13 protein-coding genes are annotated in these 12,961 nt (G+C 59.7%); 5 read left to right on the top strand and 8 right to left on the bottom strand.

Going from position 1 to position 12,961, the window contains the following annotated elements; translation table 11 throughout:
* Nucleotides 1-336 precede the first annotated feature (336 nt).
* Nucleotides 337-561: a hypothetical protein gene (locus tag AB4O36_RS10975; protein WP_460141724.1), complete on the top strand. Its 225-nt coding sequence runs from the start codon at nt 337-339 to the stop codon at nt 559-561.
* Here the strand turns inward: AB4O36_RS10975 and AB4O36_RS10970 are convergent.
* Nucleotides 543-1,565, bottom strand: coding sequence for a zinc-dependent alcohol dehydrogenase family protein (locus AB4O36_RS10970; protein ID WP_460124861.1), 1,023 nt, complete (start codon nt 1,563-1,565; stop codon nt 543-545). The two genes, AB4O36_RS10975 and AB4O36_RS10970, sit on opposite strands and share 19 nt — an antisense overlap.
* Before the next feature lie 269 nt (nt 1,566-1,834).
* On the opposite strand from AB4O36_RS10970, the gene AB4O36_RS10965 reads away from it, so the two are divergent.
* Complete coding sequence (locus AB4O36_RS10965; protein WP_460124858.1) at nt 1,835-2,749, top strand: LysR family transcriptional regulator; 915 nt, start codon at nt 1,835-1,837, stop codon at nt 2,747-2,749.
* A 299-nt stretch (nt 2,750-3,048) separates the two neighbouring features.
* On the top strand, nt 3,049-4,536 hold the full coding sequence (locus AB4O36_RS10960; protein WP_460141723.1) for an MFS transporter: 1,488 nt from the start codon (nt 3,049-3,051) through the stop codon (nt 4,534-4,536).
* 50 nt (nt 4,537-4,586) lie between these two features.
* Here the strand turns inward: AB4O36_RS10960 and AB4O36_RS10955 are convergent, their stop codons facing one another.
* From AB4O36_RS10955 to AB4O36_RS10930, 6 genes are all read right to left on the bottom strand, one after another.
* On the bottom strand, nt 4,587-4,991 hold the full coding sequence (locus AB4O36_RS10955; protein ID WP_460141722.1) for a heme-binding protein: 405 nt from the start codon (nt 4,989-4,991) through the stop codon (nt 4,587-4,589).
* 65 nt (nt 4,992-5,056) lie between these two features.
* On the bottom strand, nt 5,057-5,839 hold the full coding sequence (locus tag AB4O36_RS10950) for an ABC transporter substrate-binding protein (RefSeq protein ID WP_460141721.1): 783 nt from the start codon (nt 5,837-5,839) through the stop codon (nt 5,057-5,059).
* A 150-nt stretch (nt 5,840-5,989) separates the two neighbouring features.
* Nucleotides 5,990-6,343 (bottom strand): RidA family protein, encoded by a 354-nt coding sequence (locus tag AB4O36_RS10945; RefSeq protein WP_460124846.1) that lies wholly within the window; start codon nt 6,341-6,343, stop codon nt 5,990-5,992.
* On the bottom strand, nt 6,340-7,740 hold the full coding sequence (locus AB4O36_RS10940) for an FAD-dependent oxidoreductase (RefSeq protein WP_460141720.1): 1,401 nt from the start codon (nt 7,738-7,740) through the stop codon (nt 6,340-6,342). The genes AB4O36_RS10945 and AB4O36_RS10940 overlap by 4 nt, the downstream gene beginning before the upstream one ends.
* Nucleotides 7,733-8,065 (bottom strand): (2Fe-2S)-binding protein, encoded by a 333-nt coding sequence (locus AB4O36_RS10935; protein WP_460141719.1) that lies wholly within the window; start codon nt 8,063-8,065, stop codon nt 7,733-7,735. Before AB4O36_RS10935 ends, AB4O36_RS10940 begins: the two co-directional genes overlap by 8 nt.
* A complete protein-coding gene (locus AB4O36_RS10930; RefSeq protein ID WP_460141718.1) occupies nt 8,055-9,173 on the bottom strand; it encodes an NAD(P)/FAD-dependent oxidoreductase in 1,119 nt (372 codons plus the stop codon). Before AB4O36_RS10930 ends, AB4O36_RS10935 begins: the two co-directional genes overlap by 11 nt.
* Nucleotides 9,174-9,341: 168 nt before the next feature.
* Here AB4O36_RS10930 and AB4O36_RS10925 point away from each other — a divergent pair, with 168 nt between their 5' ends.
* Nucleotides 9,342-10,253: a LysR substrate-binding domain-containing protein gene (locus tag AB4O36_RS10925; protein ID WP_460141717.1), complete on the top strand. Its 912-nt coding sequence runs from the start codon at nt 9,342-9,344 to the stop codon at nt 10,251-10,253.
* Nucleotides 10,254-10,350: 97 nt separating this feature from the next.
* Nucleotides 10,351-11,925: a sensor domain-containing diguanylate cyclase gene (locus tag AB4O36_RS10920; protein WP_460124832.1), complete on the top strand. Its 1,575-nt coding sequence runs from the start codon at nt 10,351-10,353 to the stop codon at nt 11,923-11,925.
* Here the strand turns inward: AB4O36_RS10920 and AB4O36_RS10915 are convergent.
* On the bottom strand, nt 11,922-12,854 hold the full coding sequence (locus AB4O36_RS10915; RefSeq protein ID WP_460141716.1) for a S66 peptidase family protein: 933 nt from the start codon (nt 12,852-12,854) through the stop codon (nt 11,922-11,924). The two genes, AB4O36_RS10920 and AB4O36_RS10915, sit on opposite strands and share 4 nt — an antisense overlap.
* Nucleotides 12,855-12,961: the final 107 nt, after the last annotated feature.

The raw sequence follows: 12,961 nt of genomic DNA, 5'->3' as shown, positions 1-12,961 counted from the left end.
CCTGATGCTCGTAAGTTCAGTAATGCACAAACAACGAAAAGCAGTGCGCAAACAGATTGTCTGCCACCGATGAAGTGCTGGATGTCACTCAAATGCTAACACCTTAGCCCTGAGTCATTATTTTGAGGAACGGGACCGAACCCCATTGTCGGCAACGTCTGACAGACCGCAAACGCTTGTGATAGAGCGGTCATCAGAATACTTGAAAGATCCTAGGAAATGTCTTACAGCGACCCACAGACATTTAGCACAGGAAATAAAGAAAGAAGTCGCACTTGCTGATTTGGCAGTTGCGCAATGTTCGACGTTTTGTCGGAAATGTATTAACGAAGTGCGATGAAAAGTATCAACCCGATACCCAGACATGACTCTTTCCTTGAGATGAAAGTAATCATTCAATTATCGGGGCTTAAAAGACGATTAGAAGATACAGATCAAGGGCAAAAACCAGTTCAGTTGCTGAGCCGGCCGTACCTGCAAATGGCAAGAGGTCAGGTGCAGGCAAAAAAAATCCCGTGCGAGCACGGGATTTTTCAGGGTGGTCAGGCCGTTTCGACCTGAAGGGCGACCCGTTCGCGACATGGGCATTCGTCCATGTAGCGGTGCGCCTCGACAAACTCGGTAAACGGGAAGACCCGGGTCTTGAGCGGCAGCAGCACACGATCGGCAGTCAGTTGGTTGATATCGCGCAACGCCCGTTGCAGAGCGGCCTGGTCCTGGACGATGCCCAGTTCCGGCTTGCCGGTGAAGTTGCCGATGCAGTGCACGAAAAACTGAATGTTCTTCTGGAACGCTGCACATGCCGGAAACGGTGTCTGATTACCGCCCTGCAAACCATACAAAACCAGGCTGCCACGCGGTGCCAGCACATCGCCGAGCATCGACATCTGCGGACCACCAAGACCATCGAAAACCACGTCCACGCCGCGATTATCGGTAATCTTGTTGATCTGCATCAGCAGGTCCTGTTCTTCGGTGACGATGACTTTCTCGGCACCCAGGGACAGCAGGTATTCACGCTCTTGCGCCTGTTTGGTGGCTGCAATCACCCGTATGCCGAGCGCCTTGCCCAGTTGTACGAATGACGGACCTGCGCAGTGACTGGCATCTGTCACCAGAGCGAACTGCCCGGGCTTGACCCGTGCCAGGTCGCTATACGCAAAGTAGGCGACCAGCAACGGCGTGTAATGCACCGCCGCCTCGATCGGGCTGAGCACGTCCGGATAACGGGTCAGTGCGGTGCGCGGCAGCACAATCTGCTCGCCATACACGGGGTAGTCGTTAGGGCTTTCGGCCGGGAAGCTGGCGACCTTGTCACCCACCGCCAGGTCATCGACACCCTCGCCGACTGCCGTCACGACACCCGACATTTCGTGGCCGAGGCCCGAAGGCAGACGTGCATGGGAGGACGCCAGGTTCTGACGCCAGAGTATGTCGTACCAGCTGATGCCGATCGCTTCGACGCGCACCTGCACTTCGCCCGGCGCAGGGAGAGCCGCCGCATGCTCTTCGCATTTGAGCACCTCGGCTGGACCAAACTTGTGAAAACGGATCGTGCGGGACATCGCAAACCTCGCCAAATGAACCTCTAATGCCATGAACTCTATCCGGGCTTTGGCCCCAAGACCATCAGTGGCTATTAATAGTCGACATGCCTGTCATTAATTCCGCAACGGCGGCGACTTCGTCAATTGTCGTAAGAAATGGACACGTTATTCGCAGGAAAACTCAATTACTCGGTGCAGAGTAGCAGCCTTTCCCCTTAATATTCATGCCGGCCATTGTTCTCATATGGCTGCTCTCGTCAAGCTTGATGACTCTGCCAGGACTCCAGATGAATCGTAATGACCTGCGTCGTGTCGACCTGAACCTGTTAATCGTATTCGAAACACTGATGCACGAACGCAGCGTGACCCGCGCTGCTGAGAAGCTGTTTTTGGGCCAACCAGCCATCAGTGCGGCACTTTCCCGCCTGCGCGGACTGTTCGATGACCCGCTGTTCGTGCGCACCGGCCGTAGCATGGAGCCGTCGGCCCGGGCGGTGGAAATCTTCGCCCTGCTCTCCCCAGCCTTGGACTCGATTTCCACGGCAGTCAGCCGGGCGTCGGAGTTCGACCCGGCCACCAGCACCACGGTGTTCCGTATCGGCCTGTCGGACGATGTCGAATTCGCCTTGCTGCCGATGCTGCTCAAACGTCTGCGCGCCGAATCCCCTGGCATCGTGCTGGTGATTCGCCGTGTGAACTACATTCTGATGCCAAGCCTGCTCGCCTCCGGTGAAATCTCCATCGGCGTCAGCTACACCACCGACCTGCCGGCCAACGCCAAGCGCAAAGTGCTGCGGCGCAGCATGCCCAAACTGCTGCGCGCCGACAGCGTGCCGGGCCCCTTGAGCCTCGACGACTTCTGCGCCCGCCCCCACGCACTGGTGTCGTTCGCCGGGGACCTCAGCGGCTTCATCGATGAAGAACTGGAAAAACTCGATCGCAAACGCCATGTGGTGCTGGCCGTGCCGCAGTTCAACGGATTGGGAACGTTGCTCACCGGCACGGACATCGTCGCGACAGTCCCCGACTACACGGCAGAAGCGTTGACCGCCGCCGGCGGATTGCGGGCTGAAGACCCGCCGCTGCCAACCCGCAGCTTTGAGCTGCACATGGCGTGGCGCGGTTCGCAGGATAATGATCCGGGGGAGAGATGGTTGCGGTCGCGGATTCAGATGTTCTTCGGGGATCCGGATAGTCTCTAAGAGGCGTCGAGCAGGCTATTCATTTGATCCTTTTGGCCTTTCCACAAACAAAAAGCGCGCGCATGAAGTTCGGGCTAGTTGGCAGCTCGGCGAAGAACGGCTCCGTAGGACACAGTTCGTCAGATTCAAATCCCAAGCCATGTGCTCGTAGGCGAAATGGCATAATATGCGCAACGGTATCAAGCGCTGATCCTCGCTGCACTGCAAGCGAGCAGCCATCAGGTCGCCCGCATTTTTTGAACTCCCTCGCCGCTGCAAGGCTCGTTAGAAAGTAAACCCGTCAGCAAACCGGACCGGCCATGACGACCCAAGCCTTGCACGAGCCCGCCAGCGCGTCGGCACAGAGCCGGCTCTACAGCACCGACATCCCCGCCCGCCTCGATCGCCTGCCATGGACGCGTTTTCACACCTTGCTGGTCTTCGCGCTCGGCATCACCTGGCTGCTCGATGGTCTGGAAGTGACCCTGGCGGGTTCGGTGTCCGGAGCGCTCAAGGCCAGCCCGGCGTTGGCCATGAGCAATACCGACATTGGCCTGGCAGGCGCCACGTACATTGCGGGCGCGGTGTTCGGCGCCCTGTTCTTCGGCTGGCTGACCGACCGACTGGGTCGGCGCAAGCTGTTCTTTATCACGCTGTTCCTGTACATCGGCGCAACGGCGGCCACGGCGTTTTCCTGGAGCTTCGCCAGTTTCCTGCTGTTTCGCTTCCTCACCGGCGCCGGCGTCGGTGGTGAATACACGGCGATCAACTCGACGATCCAGGAATTCACCCCGGCGCGTTATCGTGGCTGGGTCGACCTGACGATCAATGGTACGTTCTGGCTCGGAGCGGCGCTGGGCGCGATGGGTGCGGTGGTCCTGCTCGACCCGCAGGTCGCAGGGGGCGAACTGGGCTGGCGCCTGTGCTTTGGCATTGGCGCGGTGCTCGGCCTGGTCATCCTGCTGATGCGGTGGTGGATACCGGAAAGCCCGCGCTGGCTGATGATCCACAATCGGCCGGACGAAGCCGAGCGCATCGTAGCCGACATAGAACGCCACTATCACCAGCGCGGCATTGAAATACCGCCCTCGCAAACCCCGCCCCTGCGCTTGCGGGCGCGCAATCACACGCCGCTGCGAGAGGTATTTCACAGCCTGTTCGCGGAGCACCGGCAGCGCGCGCTGGTGGGGCTGACGTTGTTGACTGCCCAGGCGTTCTTCTACAACGCGATCTTCTTTACGTACGCGCTGGTACTGACTGATTTTTACGGTGTGCCCTCAGCCACCGTCGGCTGGTACGTACTGCCGTTTGCCCTTGGCAACTTCTGCGGGCCGCTGTTGTTGGGTCGACTGTTCGACATCGTCGGGCGGCGCATCATGATCAGCTCGACGTACTTGATTTCCGGGGTGTTGCTAAGCATCAGCGGTTATCTGTTCCAACAAGAGCTGATCGATGTCACCCAGCAGACGATCGCATGGATGGCCATTTTCTTCTTTGCGTCGGCGGCGGCCAGCTCGGCCTATCTGACCGTCGCCGAAACATTTCCACTGGAAATCCGCGCCTTGGCCATTGCTGTGTTTTACGCGTTCGGCACAGGGCTTGGCGGCTTGATCGGTCCCACATTATTTGGCGTGCTGATCGAAACCGGCGAACGGCTCAATGTGTTTTATGGGTATTTGCTGGGAGCGTTGTTGATGGTGATTGCCGGGGTGGTCCAGGCCATTTGGGGCGTGGCCGCGGAACGGCAGCCGCTCGAGCAGGTGGCCCGGCCGTTGTCACAGGTAGAGGATCAACCCTCGAACCTGTAGGAGCGAGCTTGCTCGCGATAGGTTCAAGACCATCGCGAGTCAACTCGCTCCTACAGTAGCTGTTCAACCGCCAGCCGTGCCAGCTCGGCATCCTGCTCGGCCTTCACGCCCGACACGCCAACCGCACCGATACAATGACCGTCGTGCCAGATCGCAATCCCGCCCTCCAGCATGCCCTGCAGATTCGGTGCACTGAGGAACGCCGCACGTCCGCCATCGATCATGTCTTCATAGACCTTGCTGTCGCGCCGACCCAGCGCGGCGGTGCGGGCCTTTTCGGTGGCGATGTAGCCGGAGATGGGGGCGGCGCCGTCCAGGCGTAGCAGGCCCAGCGGATGTCCGCCATCGTCGACGACGGCAATCGCCACCGCCCAGTTGCGCTCGCTGGCCAGCTGCTTTGCGGTGGTCAACAGGAGTGAAATCTCTGATTCACTGAGTATGGCCTTGGTTTGCATATTGCCTCCTCCTTAATTAAAAACGACACGACTGAGCAATCAGGCGTGTCGCTGGAACTATGGGGTTATTCGCCGTAGATGTCGAAATCGAAGTACTTCTGACGAATCCTGTCGTAGGTGCCATCGGCACGAATTGCCGCCAGGGCCTGGTTGAAGCGACCCGCCAGCGGATCGTTCTTGCGCACGGCAATGCCAATGCCGGTGCCGAAGAACTGCTCATCAGTGTAGTTCGGGCCGACGAACTCAAAGTCCTGCCCTTCCGGGCGTTTCAGCAGACTTTCATCGATCACCACCGAGCTCGCCATGGTTGCGTCGAGTCGACCGCCCAGCAGGTCGAGGAAGATTTCGTTCTGTGAACCGTAACGCACCACTTCGGCACCGGCCGGGGCGAATTTTTCAGTCACGTACCGATCGAAGTTGGTCGCACGTTGAACGCCAATGCGTTTGCCTTTGAGTTGGGCCGGGATGTCGGTGATGCCGCTGCCTTTCTTGAACACCAAGCGCGCCGGGATGCGGTAGTAACGATTGCTGAAATCCACCGATTTCAGGCGCTCCGGGGTCATGGACATCGACGAAATCACCGCGTCGACCTTTTTCACCTTGAGCGCGGGGATCAGGCCGTCGAACTCCTGCTCCTTCCATTCGCACTGGACTTTCATTTCAGCGCACAAGGCCTGGCCGATGTCATAGTCGAAACCGATGATCTGGTTATCCGGGGTCTTCGAGGCAAACGGCGGATAGGCCGCCTCGATGCCCAGGCGCAGCGGTTGCTCCGCCGCGTGCAGGTTGGCGCTCAAGGCCAGCAAAGAGATCAGGCCAGCCTTCAATACAGCGTTTTTTACGTTCATACATGGCTCCAGATGCGATGTTGTTTCTGTCGGGCGCTCCGCATGGGAAGGCGTCCGTTATGGCAGCGGCAATGTGAACAGGCAGAGATGGTGGCTCTATCGGCCACCTGCTCTCGCGTTGTGCCAGGGTCACCGGCACAACGGCAACACTCAAACAGCGGCGGTAACGATCAACTCCAACAGGATCTGCGGGTCATCGAACGACACCTGCGCAGTGGCCCGGGCCGGCGTTTGCGCGGCGTCGACCCAGGCGCTCCAGGTTTCATTCATGCCGGCGAAGTCGGCGGTCATGTCTTTCATCCAGATCTGCACGCTAAGCAGGCGGCTCTTGTCGCTGCCGGACAGTTCCAGCAATTCGTCGACCCGTTGCAGCACCTGACGGGTCTGGCCACGGATGTCCTGGCTGCAATCGGCGGCGACAATGCCGCTCAACCAGGCCACGCCGTTGTGCACGACACTGCGGCTCAGGCGTGGGTTGCTTTCGATGCGTCGGATAAGGCTCATACAGGCTCCTGGGTCAAAGGTTCTTCGTTGGCGAGTTGGGAAAGGGTGATGGGTTTGAGGGGTGATCTAATGCGGTAGTAGCCGACTTCTGCTGCGGGCACCCGGCGTTGTTCGGCAATGATTTGCGTCACGCTCAAGCCACACTGGCGACCCTGGCAAGGTCCCATGCCACAGCGGCCGAACGCCTTGGTCTGATTCGGTCCCAGGCATCCAAGCTCGACAAACTGACGAATCGAACCGGCGGTGACTTCCTCGCACCGACAGACGATGACCTCATCGGCGGGCACACGGTTTTGCAGCAACGGGCGGTACAAGGCTTCGATCAGTGGCCTTGCCGCACGCTGGCGAGCCAGGGCCTTGCGGTACGGCGCGGCGAGGTCTCGTGCCTGATGCGCGTTGATTGCTCCCACACGGGCGGCCACCGCCAGCGCGGTGAGGCGGCCTTCGAGTCGTGCCACTTGAGCGCCGCCAATCGCCCCACCGTCGCCGGCAATGAAGACCCCCGCCAGGCTGGTTTCACCCTCCTTGTCGCGACGGGCGATCCAGCACAGTTGCTGCTCGCTCCAATCGTGCTCCAGGCGCAGCGACCAACTGATCTGGGTGTTGGGGACCACCCCCTGGTGCAGCAAAACCAAGGACGCCGGCAGGGTCCAACTGCGACTACCACATTCAAAGCTCAATGCCTGGGCGTGTTCCTGGCCCTCGACGCGCAAATTCCGTGCATTGCGAAAATGCCTGACACCGGCACGCTTTAATGTGGCGAGCAGTTGCAGCCCCTTCAGCAAATCCCGCCAGCCAGGCAAGGCTGAGGGAACCTCGCGCCAGACGCGTACCAGGTCGCCGGTGCCGCTGGTGTCGACCAGCGCCTCAATCGCCACGCCGGCACGCAGGTATTGCACCGCCAGCAGGTACAACAACGGTCCGCAACCGGCCAGCACCACAGGGCCTTGGGGCACCAGCGCGGCATTTTTCAGCAGGATCTGCCCGGCGCCGGCGGTCATCACCCCGGGCAAAGTCCAACCGGGAATCGGCATCGGACGCTCGAATGCACCGGTCGCGATCAGCACGTGCCGCCCCTGAAGGATTTGCGCACGGCCTTCGATCAGGAAATGCACCTGCCGCTCGGGGGTCACTTGCCAGATTGCGGCGCCGCTCAGGAAGCGCGCACCGCATTGCAGAAACTCTGCAACCAGTTGCGCACCCGCCTCATAGTCGCTACCCAGCACTCGACGCTGGTGAGCATCCGCCTGCTGGACATTGCGATAGATCTGCCCGCCCGCACTGCCCTGCTCGTCCAGCACCACCACCGAAAGCCCACGCACCGTGGCTTCAACAGCCGCGCTCATGCCTGCCGGGCCGGCGCCGATCACGATGAGGTCAACCGTTTGCTCATTCATCCGCCATCTCCTGGTCACCCGCCAGCAAGTCACGAGCTCCGCGCTGACGGTGCACACGCATACCGGCGCGCACCGGCAGCAGACACGCCTGGCAATTGGCCTGCCCGTCAACCTCGACCAGGCACTCGAAACACACGCCCATCATGCAAAACGGCGCACCGGAGCGGCCATTGACCGCGCTTTCACGGGTACGAGTCACGCCGCTGGCGAGCAACGCCGCGGCGAGGGACACGCCGGCAGGCACCGCCAATGACGCACCTTCAAACTCGATTCGTACGGTGTTTTCCGCGGGGCTTAACGCGCGGAACAAAGGTTCAACCGGCATGGCGCACCTCGGGACTGAAACGCTCAAGGCTGAAAGCCGAAACCGCCGGATCGTCCCGTTCACCGTCAATCCACGGTGCCAGCCGCAAGGCATGCATTGCCGCCAGGGTCACACCGCTGTGGCAACTGACAACGACCGCCCCCGGGCACGTCCGGGAGGCTTCATAAATGGGATAACCGTCCTGGCTCATCACTCGCAGCGCGCCCCAGGCCCGCACCAATCGCACTTGCCCCAATCGGGGGAAGCAGCGCACCGCGCGCGCGGCGATGGTCGCCATCACCTGGCTGCCCGTGCCGTCATCCAGACCGGCCGACTCATGGGAGTCACCCAACTGCACGGTACCTTCGTCGGTCTGGCGCACATAGGTGGTGGGGTAATGCAGGAAGGGTTTAAGGCGTTCGGTGACCAGGATTTGCCCGCGATTGGGACTCACCGGAATGTCCATGCCCAGTTGCGCGCCAAGTTCACGATTGCCAAGGCCCGCAGCCAGCACCACGCGCCCGGCGTACCAACGCTGCCCGGCGGCCGCCAGTTCAAAACCGCCAGCACACTGGGCGATGCCGCTGACCCGATGGCCATTGATGATGTTCACCCCGCGCACCCGGCAGGCGGTATACAGCGACCGCAGCAGCTTCAACGGATTGATGTGGCCGTCCATGGGCGAATAACACGCACCGACCACGGTCGGCCCTACGCCCGGTAAACGGACGCGCAGTTGCTCGGCGTCCAACAGCTCAAACGGATAATCGCCGTGCATGGCGTCGCGCAACCACAGTAGACGACGGCTCTCCTCGGCCATTTCTTCATCACTCAGGCACAACTGAAAGCCGCCTGGCTGGCGCAGATGAAGGTCGATGCCCGTGTCGGCCTGCAACGCCGTGGCGAAGCGCGGCCACAGCGCCACCGCTTCACGCGTCCACTGCGCATAGGCGCTCATTCCGTAGCCTTTGCCCTGAACCCACAGCAAGCCGAAGTTGCCACGGGCGGCACGCAGGGCGTCGTCGCCTTCGTCGAGGACGCTGACCTGGCGGCCGAGCAAGGCCATTCCATACGCAATGGACAGTCCCACCAAACCACCGCCAACGATCATGACATCAGTTTTTTGCATGAGCTCCACTGCCGCCCTTTCAACGCCAAAAACTCAGTTCAGGCGCAGGCATTACGCCTGAATGATCTTGATAGGTACGATGCTAAAGAGCTGACGAAAGCTTGAAAAATGCTTTATTTTGGCAAGTCCATGTCTTTTTGTTATGGATTTCATTGAAGGATACACAGCATGAACCTTCGTCAACTGGAGGCCTTTCGCGCGGTCATCCTCGGCCAAACCGTCACCCGCGCCGCCGAGATGCTGCACATTTCGCAACCGGCGGCGACACGCCTGATTGCCAGCCTTGAAGAGGACATCGGCTTCGACCTGTTCATTCGGGTCAAGGGCCGGCTGCAACCTACTGCCGAAGCCATGACGCTGTATCAGGAAGTACAGCGCTCACTGCTGGGTGTCGAACGCATTGCAAGAACAGCCCAGGATATTCGCAGCCTCAAGCGCGGCTCATTGCAGATCGCGTGCGCGCCAGCCATGGGCCTGTCGTTCCTGCCCAGGGCCATTGCGGCGTTCGTGGCTGAACACGATCAGGTGCAGATTTCGCTGATGGTGTTGTCATCCCGCGAAGTGGTCGACCTGGTGGTAGGCCAGCGCTGTGACCTGGGCATCATCGTCCTGCCCAACACCTACCCCAGCCCCCGCGCAGAGAAACTGCTGGCCACGCGCATGCTGTGCGCCCTGCCCGCCAGCCATCGCCTGCGGGACAAAGCCACTATCCAACCGGAAGACCTCAAGGGCGAAGCCTTCATTTCCTACCCGCAATCGATCGGCTCGCGCCAGCTCATCGACTCGATTTTTGCCGCCTACGGGGTCGAGCGAGAGCTGCGCCTGGAAGCCCAGCTCTCGCTGCCGATGTGCGCCTTTGTCGAACAAGGCCTGGGGGTGGCACTGGTGGATGCCATCAGCGCGGTCGAGTACCGCGGCAATGGCGTGGTGTTCAGGGCTTTCGAACCAGCGATTGAAATGGATTTCAGCATGCTCTTGCCAGTCCACGGGCCGGCGTCGAAGTTGCAGGTGGCCTTTTTGGAGCATATGCAGGACTTTATTGGCCGCGAGGTGCCGTCGGAGTATCGGTTCCAGACATGAGTTTCACGTGAGCGCCCGCGCGAGGTGGTGTCTACAAGCCTTTCGCCGAGTGATCTAGACTGAGTTGCATGCAGATCAGTCCCAAGGATATTCATCGATGCTCGGACGCGGTAAACCAGGGCCCAACGCGGCTACTGCCACCGCCCGCACGCGTGGCAAGCGGATGAGGCCCGGGGCCACTTTCCGCCTGATCGTGAGTTTCATGCTGGCGGTCATCCTCGCGTTCCTGACTGTTGAGGGCTGGCGGACGTGGCGTGACTATCGTGCGGCCTTTGCCTCCGCTCGCGACTCGGTGACCAACCTCGCCCGTGCCACCGCGCAGCACGCAGAGGACGCGATTCGCCAAGTGGATGTGCTGACCGCCGCGCTGGCTGAACGAGTCGAGGGCGATGGCTTGCAGGGCATCGACGTGTCGCGCATCCACAATCTGCTGGTTCAACAGGCGCGTATCATGCCGCAGCTGCATGGCCTGTTTATCTATGGGCCGGATGGCCAGTGGATCGTGACCGATAAAGAGGTCACGCCGGAAATGGCGAACAACGCCGACCGCGATTACTTCAGGTTTCACCGCACCCACGAAGATCGCGACGTGCGTATTGGCGATGTGGTGCGAAGTCGTTCCACCAACGATCTGATCATCCCGATTTCGCGGCGATTGAATAACCCTGACGGGTCCTTCGCCGGTGTCCTGCTGGGGACCATCAAGGTCAGCTATTTCGTCGATTACTACGGTGACTTCAAGATCGATGACAAAGGTGCGCTGGTGCTGGCGACGCGCAGCGGAACCATCCTGGTCCGCCGCCCCTTCATTGAATCCGTCGTGGGCAAAAGCCTGGCGAACAGCGAGATCTACAAAACCTACCTGCCCAAATCCAATCAAGGCATCGCACAGGTCAGGGCGATCGTCGACGACACCGAACGGCTGTATGGTTACCGGGCCTTGTCTACGTATCCGCTAGTGGTGGAAGCCGGGCTGTCACGCGAGTCCATCATCGGACCGTGGCGCCGCGACCTCATCAAGACCAGCCTGGTGCTGTTCTGCCTGTTGGCCGTGTTTACCGCGTTTGGCTTGATCGTCTTGAGTCAGCTGCGTCAGAAGATGGTGATCTCCAGGGAACTGCGCCGCGCCCATCAGGCCATGGAGGAAATGGCGCTGACCGACAGTCTCACCGGGCTGGGTAATCGCCGACGCCTGGACAAGGCACTGCAAGACGAGATTCGCCTGGCCCAGCGCCAGGGCTCTTTGGTGTCACTGATCATGATCGATGTCGATTACTTCAAGCGCTACAACGATCGCTACGGGCATGCCGGCGGCGATGACTGCCTGAGCGCGGTCGGCGCGGCCATCCTGCACGCCATCAAACGACCGGGTGACCTGGCGGTGCGCTACGGCGGCGAAGAATTTACCGTGCTGCTGCCCAACACGGACAGCGCTGGTGCTGCCCAGGTCGCCGAGGACATTTTGCGGGGGATCCGCGCCCTGGACATCGAGCATGCCGATCACCCGCTGGGCAAGGTCACTGCAAGCGCTGGCATTGCGACCCGCCAGCCGGGCATCGAGGATGTGACGCCGGCCAGCCTGCTCAAATCGGCCGACGCCTGCTTGTACTCCGCCAAACAGAGTGGGCGAAATCGATGGTATGCCGTTGATGGCTCGCACTTCTCCCCCTAGAGATACCTCACGCAAGTTAGGCCTGGCTGCACTTCTATTTCAACTTCCGCCCCCATGATCAGCGGATAGTGATCGGGAATATGCCCGGCAGGAAATGCAAATATCTGCGGAATTCTATATTTTGATAAAACTTTACTGATCACCCGATAAGCCGTTTCATCAAAGTTCGATTTCACGCCGCCGATATCTCGCATGGAGCCGATGATGACGCCTTTTATCCTGGCCAACGCTCCGGCCGTCTCCAGTGTTTGCATCTGGCGGTCGATTCGGTAATAAGCGTTCTCCCCGATATCTTCCAGAAACAATATTGCCCCTTCGTAATTCAAATCATAACGGGTGCCGGAAACAGCACCGACAATGGTTTGATTACCGCCGACCAGTCGACCTTTTGCTTTACCCGTTTTGTTCAGCGCATGGGGTGTGAGCGAATACGACGGCGCCCGGCCTTGCAGAATATCGAACACCTTGCTGTAGCTGGAGGCCGGCGGTTCAACCCCCATGCTCAGGGTCCTTACCACGTTGGGCCCGTGGATCGTCGCAATGTCGTATCGATTGAAGAAGCTGTGCAGGTACGTGATGTCGGAATAGCCGATCAGCCATTTGGGCCTTGCACAAATAGCACTCATATTGAGTCCGCTCAATAACTGGACACTTCCATATCCACCACGTGTCACCCATATCGCCTCTATCTGCGGGTCATCGCACGCCCACTGCAGATCTTCCAGGCGTTGTTGGGGCGTGCCGGCATAGGCGTAGTTGTTGTCATATTTTTCAAAACAGTTTTTCGACAATACCGGTTCATACCCCTGCTTTTTGATCATTGGCGTGACGTGATCCAGAAATGCAGGATTAGTCAAATGACCCGCTGGCGATACGATTGCAATTTTACTTCCGCTTTTTAGTGGCTCCGGCAATTTAAAACACGTCATGTCTTACTTCCCTGACTGGCTGAAAACCAACCATACCAGAGACATTCAACATGACACTCTTGCATTGTTGACAGATCATTACCGCCAACTTTCAGAGTTGCCCGGTC

This window comes from Pseudomonas sp. S2_E01 (assembly GCF_054668365.1).
This window is presented reverse-complemented; position numbering and strand designations above follow the sequence as displayed.

What these genes read in the sequence shown, in the direction of transcription:
- AB4O36_RS10975 (WP_460141724.1), top strand. Translation starts at nt 337, where the DNA reads ATGAAAAGTATCAACCCGATACCCAGACATGACTCTTTCCTTGAGATG.
- AB4O36_RS10970 (WP_460124861.1), bottom strand. Translation starts at nt 1,565, where the DNA reads ATGTCCCGCACGATCCGTTTTCACAAGTTTGGTCCAGCCGAGGTGCTC.
- AB4O36_RS10965 (WP_460124858.1), top strand. Translation starts at nt 1,835, where the DNA reads ATGAATCGTAATGACCTGCGTCGTGTCGACCTGAACCTGTTAATCGTA.
- AB4O36_RS10960 (WP_460141723.1), top strand. Translation starts at nt 3,049, where the DNA reads ATGACGACCCAAGCCTTGCACGAGCCCGCCAGCGCGTCGGCACAGAGC.
- AB4O36_RS10955 (WP_460141722.1), bottom strand. Translation starts at nt 4,991, where the DNA reads ATGCAAACCAAGGCCATACTCAGTGAATCAGAGATTTCACTCCTGTTG.
- AB4O36_RS10950 (WP_460141721.1), bottom strand. Translation starts at nt 5,839, where the DNA reads ATGAACGTAAAAAACGCTGTATTGAAGGCTGGCCTGATCTCTTTGCTG.
- AB4O36_RS10945 (WP_460124846.1), bottom strand. Translation starts at nt 6,343, where the DNA reads ATGAGCCTTATCCGACGCATCGAAAGCAACCCACGCCTGAGCCGCAGT.
- AB4O36_RS10940 (WP_460141720.1), bottom strand. Translation starts at nt 7,740, where the DNA reads ATGAATGAGCAAACGGTTGACCTCATCGTGATCGGCGCCGGCCCGGCA.
- AB4O36_RS10935 (WP_460141719.1), bottom strand. Translation starts at nt 8,065, where the DNA reads ATGCCGGTTGAACCTTTGTTCCGCGCGTTAAGCCCCGCGGAAAACACC.
- AB4O36_RS10930 (WP_460141718.1), bottom strand. Translation starts at nt 9,173, where the DNA reads ATGCAAAAAACTGATGTCATGATCGTTGGCGGTGGTTTGGTGGGACTG.
- AB4O36_RS10925 (WP_460141717.1), top strand. Translation starts at nt 9,342, where the DNA reads ATGAACCTTCGTCAACTGGAGGCCTTTCGCGCGGTCATCCTCGGCCAA.
- AB4O36_RS10920 (WP_460124832.1), top strand. Translation starts at nt 10,351, where the DNA reads ATGCTCGGACGCGGTAAACCAGGGCCCAACGCGGCTACTGCCACCGCC.
- AB4O36_RS10915 (WP_460141716.1), bottom strand. Translation starts at nt 12,854, where the DNA reads ATGACGTGTTTTAAATTGCCGGAGCCACTAAAAAGCGGAAGTAAAATT.